This window comes from Serratia sp. BIGb0163, assembly GCF_024809935.1.
Classification (GTDB): Bacteria; Pseudomonadota; Gammaproteobacteria; order Enterobacterales; family Enterobacteriaceae; genus Serratia; species Serratia quinivorans.
Map to the genome: position 1 here is coordinate 1189064 of NZ_JANUDZ010000001.1, position 20949 is coordinate 1210012.

Genomic DNA, 20949 nt, shown 5'->3' on the forward strand with positions numbered 1-20949 from the left:
CTTGCCGCAGAGGAAGGGCTGAGTCAGGCCAGCGGTCCGCCCATAATGGTTTCTTGCATACCAGAGAGAATGCGCTCGCCGGTTTCGCTTTTCAGTTCTTCGTACCAGCCATGGGTGATCGCCATCTCTTTACCGTGGGTAACATCACAGCGCTTGCGCGCCTTCAGCACCAGGTCCTTCACCCGGTGGCTGCGTTTTTCCTGATAGCGCAACAGCGCGTCTTCAATGCCGAGCGAGTTGGTTTGTAAGGCAATTGCCAGCACCACCGCGTCCTCCATCGCCGCACAGCCGCCCTGGCCGATATCCGGCGTGGTGCTGTGCCCGGCGTCGCCCAGTAATGCCACGCGCCCGCGCACCAGCCGTTCGAAAGGTTCGATATCATGGATCTCAATGCGGTTGATGGTATCGGGGTCGAGCGCGGTAATCAGTTTCTGCACCGGTTCGGCCCAGCCGGCAAAGTAACGCTGCAGATCGGCGCGCGCCGTGCTGCGGTCTTCCGCCAGCCCGGTGGGCAGAGGAACGTCGAAGAAATAGTAGAAGCGGTTGTCGGAGACGGGCATCAATGACACCCGCTTGCCTTCACCCACAAAGGTGGTCCACTGGTCGGCGGGGGCGATGGACTCATCAATGGCTACCAGCCCGTTCCAGTTAACGTAACCGGCATAGCGACGATCCACCCCGTGGCCCAGCACATAAGGGCGAATGGCGGAATGAGTGCCGTCGGCGGCGATCAGAAAATCACCGCTGGCCTGGCTGCCGTCTTCAAACCAGGCGGTCACGCCCTGCGAAGTTTCTTCAATGCCGCTGACGCGTTTGCCGAAATGCACCCGATCGCGGCCGTAGGTGTCCAGCAACATCGCCTGTAGCTCGGCTCGGGCCACCGGGTACGGCCGTTCGCCGACGCTGGCGATCAGCGGATCCAGGCTAAAGCGTGTCAGGGTCTGGCCGTGCAGGTATTCCTGATAGGCCATGTAGTGCATCGGGCCGCCGAGCGCGCGCAGCGGTTCTTTCATCCCCAGATAATTAAGGCATTTTACGCCGTTGGGCCAGATGGAAATGGCGGCCCCGACCGGTTTGATTGCTTTGACCGCTTCAAAAACCTCGGTGTCGATACCGACACGCTGTAATGCGATGGCGGTACACAGGCCGCCAATGCCGCCACCAATGACAATTGCTTTCATCTGCTTCTCCCTCATAGCCATGATCGGGATAAGCAATTTCCATACCAGTCCGCAAACCGAGCGCTGGCGCGCTATCGGGCAGTTGCTTGATGCAATTTGGTGCAATCCATGGGTCGTGACGGGGCATCCTTAGCTGTTCCAGGCATGCAATTGCGCATAGCACAAATCCACAATAGAAAACCCCGCCTGAATGCCAGACAGACAAAATAATAGGCTACGCTAACTATTAGCCCGTCGCGCTGGTGTATGCAGACGGCGCGCATAAAAAGAATGATTTCGCCGCATTGATTAAGGTTGATCGGCATTTTGGAGCGATGAGCAATGAATCTACCCGAAGTCCCGCTTACCCGGCGGCGTTTTATCGTCGGCGCCAGTGCGCTGGTGATCGGTGCCTATCTGCCGTCTACCGGTGCGCAGGCCCGAGCCAACTCCGCCACGGCGCCTGAAAACAATCCTCATGCAGCCAATGCCTTCGTGCAGATTGATCAGGAAGGCATTGTCACCGTTATCAGTAAACATACCGAGGTAGGCCAGGGGGTGTATACCGGCATGGCGACATTGGTCGCCGAAGAGCTGGACGCCGATTGGTCGCAGGTGCGGGTGGTTGCCGCGCCGGTTGATACCAACGTCTATAAAAATCTGTCGTTCGGTTTCCAGGGCACCGGTGGCTCCAGTTCGGTGGCCAATGCCTATGAGCAGATGCGTCGCATGGGGGCCATGGCGCGTGCAATGCTGGTGCAGGCCGCCGCGCAAAGTTGGAAAACCTCCGCGCAGGAAATTACCGTGCAGGCGGGCAAGATCCGCCATGCCGCCAGTGGGCGTGAAGCGGGCTTCGGCGAGTTTGCCGTATTGGCCAGCCAGTTACCGCCACCCGACCCCGCGACTCTGACACTGAAAGATCCCGCCAATTTTACGTTGATCGGCAAGGCCAGCGGCCTGCACCGGGTGGATTCGCTGGCCAAAACCAACGGTTCGGCGCAATTCACTCAGGACATTCATGAGCCGGATATGTTGACCGTGACCATCAAAAAGCCACCGCGTTTCGGCGGCAAGGTGGCCTCATTTGACGCCAGTCGGGCGCTGGCGGTAGCGGGCGTCGTGGCGGTGAAGCAGACCGATACCGGCGTGGCGGTATACGCCAAAAATACCTGGGCGGCGATCCAGGGGCGTGAAAAATTGCAGGTGGAGTGGGACGACTCGCAGGCCGAGCGGCGCAACACCGAGCAGATTTTCGCCGAGTTCCGTCAGGTGGCGCAAAAGCCCGGTGCGGTGGCGAAAAGTCACGGCCAGCCGGACGAGGTTTTTGATAAAGCAGACAAAGTGATCGAAGCGGAATACACCTTCCCGTATGTGGCCCATGCGCCGATGGAGCCGCTGGACGGCTATCTGTTCTGGGACGGCGAAAGCGTCAAGGCGCGTTATGGCTGCCAGATCCAAACCCTCGATCACCAGCAACTGTGCGATCTGTTCCAATTGCCGCCGGAGAAGGTAGAAATTGAAACCATTTTAGCCGGCGGCAGCTTTGGTCGCCGTATCGATCTGGGCAACCCGAAGCTGGGGCCGGATCTGGCCGCAGACATGGCGGCGGCCGCCAAGGCGATTGGCCCTGGGCACGGGGTGAAGGTGGTGTGGACGCGTGAAGACGACATCCGCAACGGCTGGTATCGCCCGATGATCCTGCACCGGCTGCGCGGGGCGATCCGCGGCGGCAAGGTGGTGGGCTGGAGCGATACCGTCGTCGGCCATTCCTGGACGCTCAACAGTGCGATGACGGCACTGGTGGTTAACGGTGTCGATCAGATGATGATCGAAGGTGCCAGCGAAGTTCCTTATACCTTCGAGAGTTTCCGCTGCGACGCCCATATCGTGCCGGGCAAGGTACCTACCACTTCACTGAGGTCGGTGGCCAGTACCCATACCGGCCACGCGGTGGAAAGCTTTATCGACCAACTGTTGCAGGAAACCGGGCAGGATCCGGTAGAGGGGCGATTGGCACTGATGGGGGATGCGCCGCGTGAGGCTGGCGTATTACGGGCGGTGGCGAAAGCCGCTAACTGGCAGGGCGCGAAGGTGGTGGATGGCCGGGCGCGGGGGGTTGGCGTCGCCAAGGCGTTTAATACCCGGGTGGCGCAGATTGCCGAGGTATCGATCGGCGAAGGCGGCATTCCACGGGTGCACAAGGTGTGGTGTGCGGTGGACTGCGGCGTCGCGGTCAATCCGGATGTGATCCGCGCGCAGATTGAAGGCGGCATCGGCTACGGTCTGAGCATCGCACTGTACGGCAATATTACGCTAAAAGACGGGGTGGTTGAGCAGTCCAACTTCAACAATTTCCGCCCGCTGCGTATCGATGAAATGCCGGAAATAGAGGTGATTATCGTGCCTTCCAGCGAGGCCCCGACCGGCGTGGGTGAACTGGGTGTGCCGACCATTGCCCCGGCGGTCGGGAATGCTCTGGCGCTGCTCGGGCGGCCCCGCAGTTCACTGAGCCTGCCTTTACACCGTCCCAACAGTGACGCCAGCGTCTGACAAGGAGAACAGCATGATAACTTTAACCGTGAACGACCAACCGCTGACGTTTGATGGCGACCCGCATATGCCGCTGCTGTGGTTCCTGCGTGATGAAGCCGGGCTGACCGGCACCAAATTTGGCTGCGGTATCGCGATGTGCGGCGCTTGTACCGTTCATCTGGACGGCGTGCCGGTACGTTCTTGCATGACGCCGGTCTCTGCCGCCGAGGGCAAGAAAATTACCACCATCGAAGCGATCGGCGAGACGCCGACGGGCAAAGCGGTGCAGGCGGCCTGGGTCAATCTGGACGTGGTGCAATGCGGCTACTGTCAGTCCGGCCAGATCATGAGCGCCAGCGCACTGCTCGCCCAGAGCAAGAACCCGAGCGATGCAGATATTGACGCGGCGATGAGTGGCAACGTTTGCCGCTGCGCTACCTACGTGCGCATTCGCGCCGCCATTCACCAGGCCGCCAAGGCGTTGGATTAAGGGAGAAACCCATGAGCAACGCCCTGAGATGGCTGTTATGGCTGATTGTCGCAATAGTGGTGCTAGCGGGAGGTTACGCGCTTTATACCCTGTTACGTCCGGTCGGCCCGGAGCCTGCTGCTCCTATCGCCGGGGCCCCGGCGAGCATTAGCGATAAGCTGGCCCGCGGTGAATATCTGGCACGTGCCGCCGACTGCGTGGCCTGCCACACGGCGCCTGGCGGCAAACCGTTCGCCGGCGGTTTTGCCTTTAAACTGCCATTCGGCACCATTTATGGCACCAACATTACCGCCGACCCGGAAACCGGGATCGGTGGCTGGAGTGACGATCAGTTTGTGAGTGCGGTGCGTGAAGGCGTCGGTCCACAGGGGAATCTGTATCCGGCAATGCCTTATACTTCCTACACTGGGTTAAGCCGTGACGACGTACTGGCAATCAAAGCCTACCTGTTCAGCCTGCCGCCGGTGAAGCAGGCGAATCCGGAAAACGGTCTGTCGTTCCCGTTCAACCAGCGCTGGGGCATGAAGTTCTGGAATTTGGCGTTCTTCAACGAAAAACGCTTCGAGCCGAACCTCAATCAGGATGAGCAATGGAATCGCGGGGCCTATTTGGCGACGGCTCTGGGCCACTGCAGCGAATGCCATACCCCGCGCAATCTGGGTTTTGGCATTAATCAGAGCAAAAACCTCAGCGGTGAGGTGATCCAGGGCTGGTTCGCCGGCAATATTACCCCGGATCGGCAGACCGGTATTGGCGCCTGGAGCGAACAGCAACTGTCGCAATATCTGGCCACCGGCCATGCGGAAGGGCGCAGCAGTGCTTCCGGCCCGATGGCGGAAGCGGTGGAAAACAGCCTGCAGTACCTGACGCCGGAGGACAACCAGGCCCTGGTGAAATATCTGCGCAATATCGAGCCGATCGCCACCGACAGTGCCAGCGCGGTGAATCTGCAGCCGAAGGGCGCGACCTCTTCCAGCGCGGTATTACCGGGTGGGCAGGAAGATTCACTGGGCCGCAGGCTGTTCGCCGGGGACTGTAGCGGTTGTCACCAGTGGAACGGTACCGGTCGCCAGAGCAAATATGCTTCGTTGGTTGGCAGCACCGCGGTTAACGATCCGCAGGGCCGTAGCGTGGTGCAGGCGATCCTCAAAGGTACGCGCATCAGCATTGGTGAGCAGCACGAGTTTATGCCGGACTTTGGTAGCCAATACTCGGACGAAGAAGTGGCTGCGGTAGCCAACTACGTGGTGGGCCAGTTTGGTGAAAAACAAGGCAAGGTGACCGCCAAACAGGTGGCGGAGCAGCGTAAGCAGTAACCCTTGGCGAGGGGGTTAACGCCCCCTCGCTACCCATCAGCTTTTACGGCGGGACATTACCAGTTTGTCCCTGGGGCGATCTTGCCAGTCGGCAATCTGATTATTGAAGTTATCTGCCAGCAGATAGGCCGGGGTTTTCGCCAACCAGTCAGACAGCGAAATATCCTGATAAATACCGTTATCCAGTACGATTAGCACTTTGAGATCCTCATCGCCCATATTCTCAATGTAATGACCAAAACCCTGCGGGACATAACCGACGTCTGTCGGGGCATATTCTGCGGTCTGCGCATGGCCGTGTGAACTGAATACCGTCATGCGACCCTTGCCGGAAATATAGTATTGCCACTCATTGGCGTTGGGATGCCAGTGCAATTCCCGCACCGCACCGGGTTTAACGATTTCGATAATTCCGGTCATGGTAGTTGAAATGGGAAATTCTTTTGACGATACCAAATGAACGCTGCCTGCATCATTTTCAAAAAAAGGTTTTTGCTTCATTAATTCATAACGGTGGGCCAACGGAGAGTTATTCAAACCGCCGTCGTTGCTGGGCAGGGGAAGATCTGGGGGAACCGCACCGCCGACAATATAGGCCTCACCCTGTTTGGCTTTGGAAAATACCGCTGCCGGCATATTGACGCTTTTTTCCAACACCTCTTTGGGCATGTGTGCCACCCAGTCGGTAATGCTGAAAGTACCAAACTCGGAAAAATGACCGTTATCAAAGGTCAAAACAAAGTGCGCGCCGTCCGCCAGCGCCTGGATCGAGTGCCCGTAACCTTTGGGAAAATACCAAACATCCCCTGCGCCGAAGTCCGCCACTTCACACTTGCCCTCCGGGTCGATGATGGTGATGCGGGCATGGCCTTCCAGCATAAACGCCCATTCGGCGGCAATGGCGTGCCAGTGCAGTTCGCGGACACCGCCCGGCTCCAGCGTCATATCTACCCCGGCAACGCCTTCAGAAATCGGGAATTGTTCGACGGTGGCCTCTCTGGCCCACCCGCTGGGCAGGCTGCGTTTTTTGCTGTTGGCAAAGACATATTTATAAAGGTCTTGTGCCTCTGCGGCGGGTTGGAAAGTACTGGGCGGGACAATATTACGATGTTCGTCGGCGCTGGCGGATTTAATCATACCGCCCATTACGCTGGCTGCTGCTGCGCTGACCGCAGAGGCTTTTAATATATCACGACGCGATAACATATGACTTTCTCCAATATATAGAATACCTGCCAAAATATCGGCAGGATTTATCTGTTGGTTTTATTGGCTGCAGGTGTGTTATTGCCGCATTAAAATGCTCTGCGACGGTTAAATCATAGTGGCTTAGGCCGTATTCACCGCAAATAATTTATTTGTTTGTGTTACCAATTGAGAGAGGCTGTAATTATTGTATTTACTATTAATAATAATGCATCGGTATCAATTTAATTGTGTTTTTTGTTCAATAAATAATAAACAGAGTTAATTTATTTAGGCGGGCATTTTTTTGTCAGTGTTATTTTAATCGGTTAATTCAACCAATGCGCTAAAGTGGGGCGTGGTGGGCAACATTGCAGTGCATTTTCGAAAATTAGTGATGTTAATCACAAAGCTTAACGCAGGCTATTGCCGAAAAATCACAACTATGACGATACTTTCGCCGCGATCTTAGCGATCGCCAGACATTTTTATTACGGCGTGTTACTGCTCAGGCAGGCAAGACCAAAATAGGAATGCACCTCTCATTGCGATGAGGCGCATTTTGATTTTGGTCTTTTTTTTTGTTTTTTTACGGGGAAACTTTATGGATTACAAACAGCTGGGCCTGGAAATACTGGCGCGGGTAGGGGGTAAAGGCAACGTCAGCAAACTGACGCACTGCGCTACTCGTCTGCGCATGGAGTTTAACGATGACAGCCTGGTAGAGGCGAAAGCGATTGAGGCCTTGCCGGGGGTAATCAGCGTGGTGGAGCGCGGCGGCCAGTTCCAGATCGTGGTCGGCAACAACGTGCAGCAAACTTTCCGCACCCTACAAAAAGAAATCGGCGCTCTCGAGGGGCGACAGAGCGATAAGAAATCACAGGCTCGCGGCGGAGTGGTTTCACAGATTATCAGCGTGATCTCTACCACCTTTACCCCGGTGATCCCGGCGATCACCGGCGCGGGGATGATTAAGGCGCTGCTGGCGATCCTCAAACTGACCGGGACGATAGACGCCGCCAGCCCGACCTATCATTTGCTGGACACCATTGCCGATGCGGCTTTCTTCTTCCTGCCGGTGTTGCTGGCCTATGGCGCGGCAATCAAGTTCGAGTGTAACCCGATACTGGCCATGACCATCGCCGGGGTGTTGTTGCACCCCAATCTGGCGCAGATGCTGGCGGCGGGAGCTCCGATTGATTTTATCGGCATTCCGGTGCGAATGGCCGACTATGCCGGTTCGGTGCTGCCGATTATTTTCACCGTCTGGCTGATGTCTTATATCGAGCGCTTTGCCGAAAAAGTTTCGCCGACGATGATCAAGTTCTTCACCAAGCCGATGATTATTCTGTTGGTCACCGCGCCACTGGCATTGGTGGTGGTAGGCCCGTTCGGCATTTTCCTTAACGATCTGGTTGCCGCCGGCGCAGCGATCGTCGACGGTAAGGCCAGTTGGCTGATCCCGATGCTGATGGGCGGGCTGCAACCCTTCCTGGTGATCACCGGCACCGCCTGGGCGATGACGCCGATCGCGACCGGTCAGTTGAGCAAAAACGGGTTCGAAATGATTAACGGGCCGGGCATGCTGGCCTCCAATATTGCGCAGGGCGCGGCCACCCTGTGCGTGGCCTTCCGTACCAAAAACAAAAACCTGCGCCAACTGGCGTCCTCTGCCGGTTTCACCGCGCTGCTGGGTATCACCGAGCCTTCGCTGTACGGCGTGACGCTTAAGCTGCGCAGACCGCTGATTGCCGCGATGATCGGCGGTGGCTGTGCCGGTGTTTATGCCGGGCTGAGCGGGCTGGTGCGCTATGCCTTTGTCTCCCCGGGGTTGGCAGCACTACCGGCGTTTATCGGTGAAAATCCGATGAATATCGTCCATGCGCTGGTCACCTGCGCCATTGCTATCGTAGTGACCTTTGCGCTGACCTGGATCCTCGGTTTTGAAGATCCGGTCGAAGAACAGGAGACGGCGGTGACGGCCTCTCACCGCGACGCTGAACAGCAGATTTTCAGCCCGCTGTCCGGCCAACTGGTAGCGCTGGATCAGGTGAACGACGATGTCTTTTCCCAGGGGTTATTGGGCCAGGGCGTAGCGATACGGCCGCAGGAAGGGCTGCTGCGTGCGCCGCTGGACGGTGAGGTGGTGACCTTCCTGCCTTCAATGCACGCGGTGGGTATCAAGGGGGATAATGGCGTTGAACTGCTGGTGCACATCGGTATCGACACGGTTAATTTGGCCGGGCAGCATTTTAGCTCCAACCTGAAAATTGGCGACCGGGTCAAGATGGGGGATGAACTGGTGCGTTTTGATCTGGCGGCGATTGCTGCGCTGGGTTACGACCTCACCACGCCGGTACTGGTGGTCAACAGCGAAGATTTCCCACAGTTGAGTTGCCGTCAGCCGGGTCGGATCGGCTTTGGCGAACCCATCATCAGCCTGAATAATGCGCAGCAGGAGCCGGCATGATTTATCAACGACTGAACGATTTCCCCAAAGATTTTCTGTGGGGGGCTTCTACCTCCGCCTATCAGGTAGAAGGGGCCTGGGACGAAGATGGCAAAAGCCCGTCGATTGTAGATATGCTCGATCATCCGCCAGGCACCGCCGACTTTAAGGTGGCCAGCGATCACTATCATCGCTTTCGCGAGGACGTGAAACTGTTTGCCGAGTTGGGGCTGAAGGCCTATCGCTTTTCCATTGCCTGGACGCGGGTGCTGCCCAATGGCACTGGCGAGGTCAACGCTGCCGGGCTGAATTTCTACCGCCAGTTGATTGATGAACTGCTGAGCCATGGCATCGAGCCGGTGGTGACGCTGTATCATTTCGATCTGCCCTATGTGCTTGAGCAGCAGGGGGGCTGGTCTAATCGCGCCACCATCGATGCCTTTGTCGATTATGCCGGGGTGCTGTTCGACGCCTTTGGCGACCGGGTGAAGTACTGGCTGACTATCAACGAACAAAACACCATGATCCTGCACCCAGGGGCGATTGGCACGCCAAAGGGCGGCGTACTGCCGTCTAAACGGGTGTTGTATCAGCAAAGCCACCATATGCTGGTGGCCCAGGCGCGGGTGATGGCGCTGTGTCACCAGCGCTGCCCAGGCGGGAAGATTGGCCCGGCGATTAACACCACCTCGATGTATCAGGAAACCTGCCATCCGCTGGATGCTATCGCCGCCCATAACTGGGAGACGCTGCGTTGCTGGAGTTTCCTCGATGTGGCGGTGCATGGCCGCTATAACCCACTGGCCTGGCGTTATTTGCTGGACCGCGAACTGGCTCCGCAGATGGAGCCGGGCGATGCGGCGCTGTTGCTGCAGGGCAAACCGGACTATGTGGCGATAAACTACTATTCTACCGCCACCATTGCCGCCAGCCGTGGCGACGCCTCCGACATCAGCGCACGCGCTGGCGATCAGCAAATCATGCTGGGGGAATCAGGAGTTTACCGTGCAGCGGAGAATCCGTTCGTCGGTAAAACCCGCTACGGCTGGGTGATCGACCCGGTCGGATTACGGCTAACGTTGCGTAAAACCGCTGAACGCTACCATTTGCCAATATTAATTACTGAAAACGGCATCGGTGCTCCGGATGAGTTACAGGCCGATGGTACAATTAACGACGATTACCGCATTGAGTTTATGCGTCAGCATGTCGAACAGATGCAGTTGGCGATTAACGACGGGGTAGAACTGATCGGCTATTGTCCGTGGGCGGCGATAGACGTGGTCAGCACTCATCAGGGCTATGCCAAGCGTTACGGGTTTGTCTATGTCAACCGGGGTGAGCAGGATCTGAAAGATCTGCGGAGAATTAAAAAGCGCAGTTTTGACTGGTATCAACGGCTGATTGCCTCAGATGGCCGGCAACGCTAAAAATAAAGGGTGATGGCCGCGACGATGAAAGTCATTAAGGTACTCAATAATAGCCTGGTGCTATCGACTGACGGCGATAACAATGAAGTTATCGTGATGGGCAAGGGTATTGGCTTTAACAGCAAGGTGGGTGACGTTCTCGACCCGGCCACGATAGAGAAAGTGTATGTGGTGCAAAACAGCCAAAAGGGCCGTGATTACCTGCGGCTGATAGAAACCACGCCGGAAGAGCACATTGAGATCGTGCAGATGATCCTTGCCGAGGCTAACCGCCAGCTCAATGGGCGGATTAACGAGCAGATTTTCTTCACGTTGGCGGACCATATCAGCTTCGCCATTGAGCGCTACCACAAAGGGATTGCTATCCAGAACCGGCTGCTGTTTGAGGTGAAGCGCTTTTATCCGCAGGAATTCGCGGTGGCCACGCAGGCGCTGGCGCACATCAACCGGCGGTTGAACATCAGCCTGCCGGAAGAAGAGGCGGGCAACATCGCTTTCCATCTGGTTAATGGCCAGACCGATGTGCAAAACATGGAGCACACGCTGCTGGCGGTGAAAATGTTGAAAGATATTTTCAATATCATCAAATACCATTTTCGCATCAATATCGACACCGATTCGCTCAATTACTCGCGTTTTCTGGTGCATATGCAGTTTTTTATTCAGCGTATGGTCGAGGGGCAACAGATGACGTCGAAAGACGATTTTATCTTTGCTCAGGTAACCAAAGAGTATCCGCACGCCTACCGTGGTGCGCTGCTGATCCGCGACTACGTGAAAAATCTGCTGCAGATGGAAATGTCGAACGATGAGCTGCTGTATCTGGTGATCCACCTGACGCGCATCGCCGACAAGGAAGATTAGCCGGGTGGCTGCTCGCTGACCGCTTCGGTCACCAAATCGCGAAAACGCGTGATGATGGCCGATGTTCGGTTGTTGCGCAGCGCCAGATAAAGCGGCGCACTGAGCTGGGCCCGATCGTCAATCGTCCGGTAGACAATGCCGTCGCCCCCCAAACGTCGCATCGAGGCAGGCACGATGGATAGCCCCAAACCGGCACCGACCAAACTGAGGGTCGCGGGCAGGCGCGGGGCCTCCTGAATCACGCGCGGGCTGAACCCGGCGCGGTGGCAGGCCGCCAGAATGGCGTCGTACAAACCCTGACCCGCAGGCCGACGATAAAGAATAAAGGCTTCTTGGGTTAATGCCTCCAGCGGCAAGGGGTGCTCACTGTTGACGGCCAGCGGGTGGCCGACAGGCAGGGCGACCAGCATAGGTTCGCGCAGCACCGGTTCAATCGTCAACCCTGGAATGCCGCCCACCGGCGAGCGCACAAAGGCCACGTCAAGGCGTTCATCCACCAGTGCCTCCAATAGCTCACCGCTGCCGGCCTCTTCCAACTGGGTGGTAATGCCCGGCAGGATCTCCCGGTAGCGGCGCAGCAGATTGGGCACAAACGGGTGCAGAGCGGCCGAACTGGTGAAGCCGATGGCGATATGCCCTTGTTCACCCCGTGCGGCACGGTGCACCGCCTCGGTCAGTTGCTCTGCCCGTGCCAACAGGGCACGAGCTTCATTGAACAGCACATTGCCGGCTTCGGTGACGCGCACGCCACGTGGCAGGCGTTGCAACAGCTTTACCCCCAGCTCATCTTCCAGCCCTTGCAACAGGCGGGTTAACGGCGGCTGCTGAATAAACAGCCGTTCGGCGGCGCGGGTAATATTGCCTTCTTCCACCACGGTAACGAACGCCCGCAGGCGACGGAGTTCAATCATAGACATACCTTGAAGGTATCCTTGTTGCTTATGAAATGCATTAGACAGCATGACATGGCGGCGCGCATCATACCAGCCATCATAAGAAGCAATCTGGAAGCGGCAATGTCTGAATCTGATGCAGTAAAAAACAGCCAACTAGCGGCCCCTCCGGGCAACAGTGAGCTATTTTTGGGCTTTCTGATGCTGGGGCTGATTGGTTTTGGCGGCGTGCTGCCGCTGGCACGTAACATGCTGGTGGAAGACCGGCGCTGGTTGAGCGGTGAACAGTTCACCGAACTGCTGGGGTTGTGTCAGTTTTTGCCCGGCGGCAACGTGATCAACCTTTCCGTGGCGGTGGGTATGGAGTTTCGTGGGGTACGCGGTGCCTTGTGCGCGCTGCTGGGGCTGATCAGCGCGCCAACGGCGATTGTGGTCGGGTTGGGCATGGTCTACGCCCGTTTCCAGAACGATGCCCATGTGCAACACGTGTTTGCCGGCTTAGCCGCTGCGGCGGCCGGTTTGCTGTTGTCCACCGGGATAAAAATGCTGTTACCGCTGCGCGGTAAATGGCTGGCACTGGCGATTGTAGCGCTCAGCCTGATTACCATTGCCTGGCTGCGTTTGCCGTTATTACCGACCATGCTGGTGCTGGCACCGCTGAGCATTCTGCTGCTGTGGTGGAGGGATCCATCATGATCGCTATCTTGATCTCACTGGCATTGATTTTCACCGAATTGTCGCTGCTGGCGTTCGGTGGCGGCATGACCATTTTGCCGGAAATGCAGCGCCAGGTGGTGGAGGTTCATCAATGGATGAGCGCGCAGGAGTTCAGTGCGCTGTTTGCCATGGCGCAGGCCGCACCGGGGCCGAATATGATGATCGTGCCGCTGATTGGCTGGCACGTGGCCGGCTGGGCCGGGCTGTTGGTCTCTTCGGTTGCCAAGTTCGGCCCGTCGTCGATCGTCACCCTGCTGGTGATGGGGGCCTGGCGACGCTTCAAGGATAAACCCTGGCGGCGCAGAGTGCAGAGTGGCCTGGTGCCGGTTACCGTCGGTTTAGTGGCGGCGAGTGGGGTGCTGATTGCCGAGGCTTCCGCGCCAAGCTGGCCGCTGGCGGCGATTATTCTGCTGGCCACGGTCGTGAGCATGAGCAAGCGTATTCATCCGCTGTGGGTTTTGGCGGGCGGTGCGTTAATGGGATTGTTGGTGGCGTGACGACAGGTTTTTTACGCTGCCGTCACGCCAGAAAAGACGGTTATTGGCGTGGCGTCAGCGTAAAGCGCGGCTTGCCGTGATGATTTATCACTTCGTAGCGTTTGGGGGCCGTCAACGCCAGAAACGCCACCATGCTGCCGTCGGCGTTGGTTAACGTCATACCGTCCGGCGTTGGGCGCCAGGCGACAGGCAGTTCGGCGAGGGCCAGCGGCTGCAGACATTGTGCAGAGGCGGTAAAACGGTAGGCGTTGGTGCCTTCGATCAATTCATCGCTTAACTCAACTTCGCAGGCGGCGGCTTTGCCTTCGGCATCGTTCAACTGCCAGTGCCCTTTCAGCGCAGAGGGGGCCAGCAGGGGCAGTGAACTGGCAAAGGTAGTGCTGCTTAACATAAGGCTCATAACAACTCCTGTCAGGGCAACGCGCCGTAATGCGCGTATAGAGAGAAATCTCGGCATCGGCCACTCCTTACTGAAATCCGTTAATACCATAGCACGATCCCAGGTTCCGGGTGAGTGAAGGGTAAGAGGTTTTAATTTCCTGTCCTGTATCGAATCGTTATGGTTGCAAGGCTTTAATCAACGCCTGATTAAACTGTGCGGGTTCTTCCATTTGCGGCGCATGGCCCAGCCCCGGAAACTCGATCAGGCGGGCGTGCGGGATCAGTTTTGCCACCTGTTTGCCCAACACATTGTAATGCCCCAGTTTGGCTTTGACCGCCGGTGGGGCAATGTCGCTGCCGATGGCGGTGGTGTCGGCGGTACCAATCATCAGCGTGGTTGGCGTTTGCAGATCCTTAAATTCGTAGTACACCGGCTGGGTAAAAATCATGTCGTAAATCAGCGCCGAGTTCCAGGCCACCAGGCGATGCCCCGGCCCGTTGTTCAGCCCGGCGAGCATATCGACCCAGCGGTCATACTCTGGTTTCCAGCGGCCGACGTAGTAGGTATTCAACTCATATTGCCTGATACCTGCCGCGGAAGTTTTCAGCTCACGCTCGAACCATTGATCGACGCTGCGCCAGGGAACACCCTTGGCCTTCCAGTCTTCCAACCCAATCGGGTTCACCATCACCAGTCGCTCAACCGCCTGCGGATACATCAGGCTGTAACGCGTCGCCAGCATGCCGCCGGTGGAGTGACCAACGATCACCGCTTTACTGATTTTCAGGTTATTGAGCAACGCGTGGGTGTTCTGTGCCAACTGTTGGAAGCTGTATTGGTAATGTTGCGGTTTGGTCGAACTGCAAAAGCCAATTTGGTCCGGTGCGATCACCCGGTAACCGGCTTTGCTCAGCGCTTTGATAGTGTCTTGCCAGGTGGCGGCGCAGAAGTTCTTACCGTGCATCAGCACCGCAGTGTGACCGTTGGCTTCACCTTCTGGCGGCACGTCCATATACCCCATGCTTAACTGCTGCCCCTGAGAGGTGAAGCTAAACTGCTGCAGGGGGTAAGGGTAGTGAAAACCCTGCAGCTCTTGGCCGTATTTTGGCGATTCGGTCGCTGCTGTGGCGGTAAAAGCGGTGAGGGCGACGGATAACAGCCAACGACGGGGAAATCTCAGCATCCTGATGTCCTTATGAAAAATCGACAAGAGTCTGAGTATAGCCCTAATGGTTGAGTTTTCAGGGCGACGACGCCGCTTGTGCCTTGGGTGACATGCCGAGCGGGTTTTCGTTGAAGCTGATGCAGATCGGATTATCTGCGGTTGGAGCGACGAATGGCGCATTGCCAGACGTGACATCGGCCAGTGCGCTGCGGTTCAGCCCTGCCAGCGCAACGGCGATGCGTTTTTAAATCTCTTTATTAATAATATCGGCGACGCGCAGCGCAATCGCATACCCGGTCAGGGTTGGGTTAACCACGGTGGAACTGGGGTGTACGCTGGTGCTGGTGATAAAGAGGTTGGCATGATCAAAAGAGCGACACTCGTGGTTGACCACGGAGTCCCGTGGGTCACTCCCCATAATGGTGGTGCCCATGATATGGGAACTTGGTACCCAAGCCTGAATATCATTCAGCACTTCGGTCGCACCGAACAGACTCCTGAATTGGTCATAGTCTTTATAGAGCAAAGCCATGGCGTTCATGGTGTATTCATGGGCAATGTCATAGTTGATGCGTGGCGTAGGAAGACCCAGTGCATCGCGCTTATTGCTCAGGGTGACCCTGTTGGTCGGATCGGGCAATACCTCGACGTAAGATGCAATCTTCAGGTAGCGCGCGGAATTGTGGCGGATCAAACGATCAAGCTCCGGGCCTACAATACCTTGACTCAGCAACCGGCGGGTAATCAGTTCATTAGGAACGGTATTATCCAGGAAGTGGCGAATAGCCGCATGCTGGTGCCGCAGCGGCGTGTCGCGCCAGGTGTTGATGCTTCCTTGTTGAGTCGGACCACGTCCCGCCCAAACGGGATCTTTCGCCAGCATAGAGATAGACCGCCCGGTGTGCCCCATCATGTTACGACCTACCTGATCGGATGAATTACCGATGTCCGACATCAGCATCAGTTTCGGCGTTTCTACCCCATGTGCTGCCAATACGAAGTAACGTGCAGTAAGGCGTGTGCTTTCACCCTGCGGATTTTTATAGTGGATAGCGACAATCTTGTTATCCGGTCCTTTTTCAATGCGGTAAGCCACTGCATTGACTAACAGTTTAGCGCCATTCTGTTCGGCCCATACAACAGGTTTATCGCCGGAGAACTGTGCACCAATTGGGCAGATAGGCGCACAGTTATTATTGCCCGCGCAGATCGGTCGCCCTTGATAGGGGCGCGTCGCGCGTGCATTAGGTTCATCAACAAAGTGGTGATTGACTGTTGATACCTTTTCGGCCACTTGCTGAGTCAAATAGCTCCAGGGCTGCATTGCCATGGGATAAGGTTTAGAGCGCGGGGGATAAGGTTGTTGCCCCAGACCTCGCTGATCGTCGGTGTTTGAACCACTCACGCCAATCTCTTCTTCGGCCTGTTGGTACCAGGGTTCCAGCATATCGTAGTCAAGCGGCCAGTCACGGCCATGGCCGTACAGCGTCTTTAATTTGAAGTCGCTGGGCAGATTTCGCCAGGTTGCACCGCCCCAGTGCCAGGTGGTTCCACCGACCAAACGCAAGAAAGCAGGCTTTTGGGTGATATTGCCGACGCTCTCGATATAGTCGTCAGAATATTTACCCGAAGCGGATTTTGGCGCCCAGGGTACGTCAGGGTAAGGACCGTTATAGTCCGATTTATTGCCATATTGGCGAAATGCTTCAAGGATTTCCGAACGCTTAACGCGAGGGCCAGCCTCTAAAATGGTGACTGTTCGTCCCTGTTTGGCAAGGCTGTTGGCGACGGCTCCGCCCAGAATACCGGCACCCACAACGAGAATGTCGCAATCATATTCAATGGCCATAGTTTGCTCACTATAAATTTTTAATTGTCTAAATTTGGCGTAGCCACCCAGTAATTAGGCTGGGCGCGGATATAAGTAGGGATCACGGTGACATCAATGGTCTTTTGGAACATCAATGCCTTTTCATAACTCACCACTACCGCCTGGCGACCGCGCCCCACATTGCCGGTATAAAAACTTTCTATAATAAGCAACGCCAGTTTTCGGTTTTCATCCTCGGAGGAAAGGGCAGAAATGAAGGATTGAACGTCTTGCGCGCCGCTGATAGACAGCGCTTTTTCCAGGGTGTTGAGGCGGTGATTAAACTGCTCCGTATGGGAGACCAGGGCCGAATACATAGCGGCGGAAAATGCGGGTTCGAGTGTCGGCCTGTTGGTCAGCAACTGGGCCAGTTTCAAAAAGGCATCCACACCAGGTCTATCACCCACCAACTTGAGCGGGGCTGAAACGACATTGATAGACAGCAAGGTGGCGCCCACGATAGCGCTGCTTTTCAGCAGGCGACGTCGGGATAAGCCATAGCTCGATTTATTTTTCATATACGACGTCCTAATTGCTGGAATCACGGAGCTTTTTAACCTGATCGGCGTCCACGGTGAGCTTGTGCCCCGCAAAACTTTCCACCAGGTATTCAGCCAGTTGTGCCACTTGCTCATTGCTTAATTGGTCGGCAAACGCGGGCATGAAGTAGTGTTCCTTGCCATTGTTCACCTCGGCACCTTGTAAGATGACTTTGATCAGATTGTTGGTGTCCATGGCACCGACAACACTGTTGCCAACCATTGAAGGGTAATAGCCGTCCGTTGTTCCGCTGCCTGTTTTGCCATGGCAACTGGCACAGTTGTTTAGGTAAACGTTGGCTCCGGTGGGATCGTTATTTTCTATTGGCTGAATCTTTGATGAGCGAGGTCGCGTTTGGTTATCACCTACGGACGGTATATCTCTTAAATACAAAGCGATAGCCTGTAGGTCCGCATCGTCCATTTTGCTAAAACTATGGGTGACCGCTTCAGCCATTGAACCGGCAGCCTGAGCTTTAAACGGCACATTGCCGGTTTTAAGATATTGCACGATTTCCGGCTGTGACCAGCTACCGATTCCCGAGGCCGTGTTGCTGGTGATGTTAAAAGCTTCCCAGCCGCCAATCTTCGCACCGGCCAGGAAACCTTTCTGGCTTTCGTCATAGGCTTTTTCCTGCATGCCTAGCCCGCGGGGGGTATGACAGGAGCCGCAGTGCGCCGCGCCCTGTACCAAATAAGCGCCACGGTTCCACTCTGGGCTCCGGTCAGATTTGTATTGATAAGCGCCTTTTTCCAGGAACAGGGTATTCCATGCGATCAGCGGCCAGCGCATAGTGAGTGGCCACGGGAAGTCGGGCTCCTTATTTTCTTGATTAACAGGTTCAACGCCATGCATAAAATAGGCATAAAGGCTGGCAATATCATCATCAGTCAGCTTGGTATAAGACGGGAATGGCATTGCCGGATAAAGATTCGAGCCGTCGCGCCTGATACCTTCACGCAACACTTTCTTGAAGTCGTCCAGTGAATATTCGCCAATGCCGTAGGTTTTATCTGGCGTGATGTTGGTAGAATAGATATTTCCCATCGGCAGAGGCATGGCTAAGCCGCCACTGAAAGGTTTGCCTCCGGATGCCGTGTGACAGGCTACACAGTCAGAGGCGATAGCTAAATAGCGGCCTTTTATCAGCCTGAGATCCTTACCTGCATCGACAACTTCAGCGTAACTCAGAGAAGTAGATAAAGAGATTGCCGTGACGATAAAACCGGCGAGGATCTTTATCATTAAATGAGGGTTCTTATTGCTCATCTTTGTTTTCCAAACCAATTGGTTAATAAAATACAAAAAATTACCATAATACTGTAACGGTTTAGTATTAAATGTATTGATTTGATGACATGAATGTCAATGCTGATCTCAGGCTTTCAGCATTAATTGTTAATTTTTATTGGTTATAATAAAGAGGGGGATTCACTTGTGATCGTTTAGAACAGGATAAAACGCCTTCCAGAAGGCGTTATTTACTTATTTTACACCGCCCGGCGTCGCCATAACCCAGTGAACCGGCCCGGTTTGGCGAACATCACCAGATTACCCAGCAGGATCAGGCACAGGCCAATCACCGCATTCAGGTGCCACTGGTAGCCTTCATAAATTGTCGAAATGCTCAGTGCCACCAGGGGGAACAGCAGGGTGCTGTAGGCTGCGGCACCGGCACCGATACGGCCCAGCAGGCTGAAATAGGCGGCAAAGGCAATCACTGAACCGAAAATCGCCAGGTACAGCAGTGAGCCGATATAGCGGGTGCTGAACTCAATCTGGAATGACGCACCCTGGGCCAGGGCGATCAGCGCCATCAGGATAGCGCCATAGCTCATGGCATAGGTATTGGTAGACAGAATATCCAGCCCGCGCCGCTGGTGGCGGGAACTGATCATATTGCCCAAAGAGAAACCGTAGGTACCCAGTGCGCTCAGCCCAATGCCTTTCAACAGCTCCGGCGCCATTTGGGTGGCGACCAGATCTTGCCAGAACAGGGCGACGATCCCGGTGATACCCAGCACCGCCGCCGGCAGCAGGTTCGGGCTGGGACGTTGCCGGAAGAAAATCAACCCGTTGACCGCGTTGAACAGCACTGCCATTGAGAAAATCACCGATTCCAGTCCACTGCTGATATAGGCCGCCGCATGGTAGAAGCAGTAAAAGTTGAACCCGAACACACAGCAGCCTTGCAGGATACAAAACAGATGGTCACGCAGCGTAATGCGGCGCAGGCGGCGCGCCAGTAGCAAAATAACCAACATTATCAGCGCGGCGACCACAAAGCGGTAACTGATGGACACGGGAATAGCCACCGGGCCTTCCTGCTGCAGGGTAATCGCAATCCAGGTGGTGCCCCAAATCAGCACCACGGCAAGGTACAGCAGCGTATTCATAATAGACTCCAGCAAAATAGACCGGCTCAGTATCCGTCGTTGCCTGTCGGCGTGCTTTCAGCGCTTTGCGTACAATTGCATATTCTTGCGCTTTTTTTGGCAAAAGCGCGGGCTGACGGCTGGTGTGGCGCTGCGCCACTCTCTACACTGGGTGGATGGGTGAAAAAGGGGACGGCGATGTCCGGCTACAAGGCGTTTGAAACACTGCGGGAACATAAAGCGCGGTTGCACAACAGCGTGCAGCTGGGTTCTGGCGTGGAACTGGCCGCCTGGTCCAACTGCAATGACCGTATTACCCAGGAAAGCGCCGATCACCATACTCTGAGTCTGTATATTGCCGACGGTTATGAGTGCTATCAAAAAGTGCCCGGTGGCTGGAAGAACGGCGGCGGGCCGGATCGCTTCTGCATTATGCCGCGTCAGTATGAATCTACCTGGGACGTGCGCAGCGATTTGTCTTTCGTGCACCTTTACTGCACCGACCAGCATTTGCGTCAGGTGGCAGAGCAAACCTGGGATCGCAGCCCGGCGGCGATCAATCTCGAACCCTACGCTTTTGGCGAGGATCCGCAGATCACACTGCTGTATCGCCAGTTTTTACTCAACTGCGACTGGCATGAGCGCGCCAATCAACTGGCACTCAGCAGCGCCACAACCCTGCTGATGTCGCACCTGCTCCAGCGTTACAGCCAATTGCAATGGGCGTTACCGCAGGTGCGCGGCGGTCTGGCTCCGGCGGTCGCCAAACGGGTGAAAGGGTATATTGAGCAGCATCTCGACCAGCCGTTGTTGCTGGCAGACCTGGCGGCACAGGCAGGGCTGAGTGAGTTCCATTTTGCCCGGATGTTCAAACATGACACGGGCCTGGCACCACACCAGTTTGTGATGCGCGCGCGGCTGCAGCAGGCAGAAAAACTGCTGCGCCACAGCCTGCTGCCACTGACGCAAATTGCGCTGGAGTGCGGTTTTAGTTCCTCCAGCCATTTCAGCAACCGCTTCAAGGCGGCCTATGGATTTTCCCCAACGCAAATGCGTCAGGGGCGTTGATAACCAACAGGAGAGA

Annotated in this window: 18 protein-coding genes; 9 read left to right on the top strand and 9 right to left on the bottom strand. The window is 55.9% G+C overall.

The window, feature by feature from the left end; genetic code table 11:
- Positions 1–23: 23 nt before the first annotated feature.
- Positions 24–1181 (bottom strand): FAD-dependent urate hydroxylase HpxO, encoded by a 1158-nt coding sequence (gene hpxO, locus M2406_RS05835; protein ID WP_259189201.1) that lies wholly within the window; start codon positions 1179–1181, stop codon positions 24–26.
- 321 nt (positions 1182–1502) lie between these two features.
- Here hpxO and M2406_RS05840 point away from each other — a divergent pair, with 321 nt between their 5' ends.
- Genes M2406_RS05840 through M2406_RS05850 form a run of 3 tightly spaced genes read left to right on the top strand, consistent with a single transcriptional unit; the run spans position 1503 to position 5498 of the window.
- The gene (locus M2406_RS05840; protein WP_259189202.1) at positions 1503–3710 is read left to right on the top strand and encodes a molybdopterin cofactor-binding domain-containing protein; all 2208 of its coding nucleotides are present in this window, start codon (positions 1503–1505) and stop codon (positions 3708–3710) included.
- A gap of 13 nt (positions 3711–3723) precedes the next feature.
- Positions 3724–4182 (top strand): (2Fe-2S)-binding protein, encoded by a 459-nt coding sequence (locus M2406_RS05845; protein WP_012145048.1) that lies wholly within the window; start codon positions 3724–3726, stop codon positions 4180–4182.
- Between the two features lie 11 nt (positions 4183–4193).
- Positions 4194–5498 (top strand): cytochrome c, encoded by a 1305-nt coding sequence (locus tag M2406_RS05850; RefSeq protein ID WP_012145049.1) that lies wholly within the window; start codon positions 4194–4196, stop codon positions 5496–5498.
- A gap of 36 nt (positions 5499–5534) precedes the next feature.
- Here M2406_RS05850 and M2406_RS05855 read toward each other — a convergent pair whose 3' ends face one another.
- Positions 5535–6704, bottom strand: a complete 1170-nt coding sequence (locus M2406_RS05855) for a cupin domain-containing protein (protein WP_259189207.1) — start codon at positions 6702–6704, stop codon at positions 5535–5537.
- A 583-nt stretch (positions 6705–7287) separates the two neighbouring features.
- On the opposite strand from M2406_RS05855, the gene M2406_RS05860 reads away from it, so the two are divergent.
- From M2406_RS05860 to licT, 3 genes are read left to right on the top strand one after another with little or no spacing between them, the layout of a single operon-like run.
- Positions 7288–9153, top strand: coding sequence for a beta-glucoside-specific PTS transporter subunit IIABC (locus M2406_RS05860; protein WP_126501652.1), 1866 nt, complete (start codon positions 7288–7290; stop codon positions 9151–9153).
- Complete coding sequence (locus M2406_RS05865; RefSeq protein ID WP_115184723.1) at positions 9150–10562, top strand: glycoside hydrolase family 1 protein; 1413 nt, start codon at positions 9150–9152, stop codon at positions 10560–10562. Before M2406_RS05860 ends, M2406_RS05865 begins: the two co-directional genes overlap by 4 nt.
- Before the next feature lie 24 nt (positions 10563–10586).
- Positions 10587–11426 carry a BglG family transcription antiterminator LicT gene (gene licT, locus M2406_RS05870; RefSeq protein WP_012145053.1) on the top strand — a complete coding sequence of 280 codons (840 nt, stop codon included), beginning with the start codon at positions 10587–10589 and terminating at the stop codon, positions 11424–11426.
- On the opposite strand, the gene M2406_RS05875 is transcribed toward licT, so the two are convergent.
- Positions 11423–12343: a LysR family transcriptional regulator gene (locus tag M2406_RS05875; protein WP_259189210.1), complete on the bottom strand. Its 921-nt coding sequence runs from the start codon at positions 12341–12343 to the stop codon at positions 11423–11425. The genes licT and M2406_RS05875 overlap by 4 nt on opposite strands.
- A gap of 99 nt (positions 12344–12442) precedes the next feature.
- Between M2406_RS05875 and M2406_RS05880 the strand changes: the two genes are divergently transcribed.
- Together M2406_RS05880 and M2406_RS05885 are read left to right on the top strand one after the other, a co-directional pair.
- On the top strand, positions 12443–13015 hold the full coding sequence (locus tag M2406_RS05880; protein ID WP_017892762.1) for a chromate transporter: 573 nt from the start codon (positions 12443–12445) through the stop codon (positions 13013–13015).
- Complete coding sequence (locus M2406_RS05885) at positions 13012–13533, top strand: chromate transporter (protein WP_012145056.1); 522 nt, start codon at positions 13012–13014, stop codon at positions 13531–13533. The genes M2406_RS05880 and M2406_RS05885 overlap by 4 nt, the downstream gene beginning before the upstream one ends.
- Before the next feature lie 40 nt (positions 13534–13573).
- Here the strand turns inward: M2406_RS05885 and M2406_RS05890 are convergent, their stop codons facing one another.
- The 6 genes from M2406_RS05890 to M2406_RS05915 form a co-directional block, all read right to left on the bottom strand.
- Positions 13574–13933 carry a protease inhibitor Inh/omp19 family protein gene (locus M2406_RS05890; protein ID WP_259189215.1) on the bottom strand — a complete coding sequence of 120 codons (360 nt, stop codon included), beginning with the start codon at positions 13931–13933 and terminating at the stop codon, positions 13574–13576.
- Positions 13934–14090: 157 nt separating this feature from the next.
- Positions 14091–15098 carry an alpha/beta fold hydrolase gene (locus M2406_RS05895; RefSeq protein ID WP_259189216.1) on the bottom strand — a complete coding sequence of 336 codons (1008 nt, stop codon included), beginning with the start codon at positions 15096–15098 and terminating at the stop codon, positions 14091–14093.
- A gap of 226 nt (positions 15099–15324) precedes the next feature.
- A complete protein-coding gene (locus M2406_RS05900; RefSeq protein ID WP_259189218.1) occupies positions 15325–16929 on the bottom strand; it encodes a GMC family oxidoreductase in 1605 nt (534 codons plus the stop codon).
- Positions 16930–16949: 20 nt separating this feature from the next.
- Positions 16950–17468 (bottom strand): sorbitol dehydrogenase family protein, encoded by a 519-nt coding sequence (locus M2406_RS05905; protein ID WP_259189219.1) that lies wholly within the window; start codon positions 17466–17468, stop codon positions 16950–16952.
- Positions 17469–17478: 10 nt separating this feature from the next.
- Positions 17479–18759 carry a cytochrome c gene (locus tag M2406_RS05910; protein WP_259189220.1) on the bottom strand — a complete coding sequence of 427 codons (1281 nt, stop codon included), beginning with the start codon at positions 18757–18759 and terminating at the stop codon, positions 17479–17481.
- A 221-nt stretch (positions 18760–18980) separates the two neighbouring features.
- On the bottom strand, positions 18981–19886 hold the full coding sequence (locus M2406_RS05915; protein ID WP_259189221.1) for a DMT family transporter: 906 nt from the start codon (positions 19884–19886) through the stop codon (positions 18981–18983).
- Positions 19887–20063: 177 nt separating this feature from the next.
- On the opposite strand from M2406_RS05915, the gene M2406_RS05920 reads away from it, so the two are divergent.
- Entirely contained in the window at positions 20064–20933 is an 870-nt protein-coding gene (locus tag M2406_RS05920) for a helix-turn-helix domain-containing protein (protein ID WP_259189222.1), read from the top strand.
- Positions 20934–20949 lie beyond the last annotated feature (16 nt).

Bases quoted from the DNA above. Each gene is read 5' to 3' on its own strand.
- M2406_RS05840 (WP_259189202.1), top strand. From the start codon at position 1,503: ATGAATCTACCCGAAGTCCCGCTTACCCGGCGGCGTTTTATCGTCGGC.
- M2406_RS05915 (WP_259189221.1), bottom strand. From the start codon at position 19,886: ATGAATACGCTGCTGTACCTTGCCGTGGTGCTGATTTGGGGCACCACC.
- M2406_RS05885 (WP_012145056.1), top strand. From the start codon at position 13,012: ATGATCGCTATCTTGATCTCACTGGCATTGATTTTCACCGAATTGTCG.
- M2406_RS05845 (WP_012145048.1), top strand. From the start codon at position 3,724: ATGATAACTTTAACCGTGAACGACCAACCGCTGACGTTTGATGGCGAC.
- M2406_RS05855 (WP_259189207.1), bottom strand. From the start codon at position 6,704: ATGTTATCGCGTCGTGATATATTAAAAGCCTCTGCGGTCAGCGCAGCA.
- M2406_RS05900 (WP_259189218.1), bottom strand. From the start codon at position 16,929: ATGGCCATTGAATATGATTGCGACATTCTCGTTGTGGGTGCCGGTATT.
- hpxO (WP_259189201.1), bottom strand. From the start codon at position 1,181: ATGAAAGCAATTGTCATTGGTGGCGGCATTGGCGGCCTGTGTACCGCC.
- M2406_RS05880 (WP_017892762.1), top strand. From the start codon at position 12,443: ATGTCTGAATCTGATGCAGTAAAAAACAGCCAACTAGCGGCCCCTCCG.
- M2406_RS05910 (WP_259189220.1), bottom strand. From the start codon at position 18,759: ATGAGCAATAAGAACCCTCATTTAATGATAAAGATCCTCGCCGGTTTT.
- M2406_RS05890 (WP_259189215.1), bottom strand. From the start codon at position 13,933: ATGAGCCTTATGTTAAGCAGCACTACCTTTGCCAGTTCACTGCCCCTG.
- M2406_RS05920 (WP_259189222.1), top strand. From the start codon at position 20,064: ATGTCCGGCTACAAGGCGTTTGAAACACTGCGGGAACATAAAGCGCGG.
- M2406_RS05905 (WP_259189219.1), bottom strand. From the start codon at position 17,468: ATGAAAAATAAATCGAGCTATGGCTTATCCCGACGTCGCCTGCTGAAA.
- M2406_RS05895 (WP_259189216.1), bottom strand. From the start codon at position 15,098: ATGCTGAGATTTCCCCGTCGTTGGCTGTTATCCGTCGCCCTCACCGCT.
- licT (WP_012145053.1), top strand. From the start codon at position 10,587: ATGAAAGTCATTAAGGTACTCAATAATAGCCTGGTGCTATCGACTGAC.
- M2406_RS05865 (WP_115184723.1), top strand. From the start codon at position 9,150: ATGATTTATCAACGACTGAACGATTTCCCCAAAGATTTTCTGTGGGGG.
- M2406_RS05875 (WP_259189210.1), bottom strand. From the start codon at position 12,343: ATGTCTATGATTGAACTCCGTCGCCTGCGGGCGTTCGTTACCGTGGTG.
- M2406_RS05850 (WP_012145049.1), top strand. From the start codon at position 4,194: ATGAGCAACGCCCTGAGATGGCTGTTATGGCTGATTGTCGCAATAGTG.
- M2406_RS05860 (WP_126501652.1), top strand. From the start codon at position 7,288: ATGGATTACAAACAGCTGGGCCTGGAAATACTGGCGCGGGTAGGGGGT.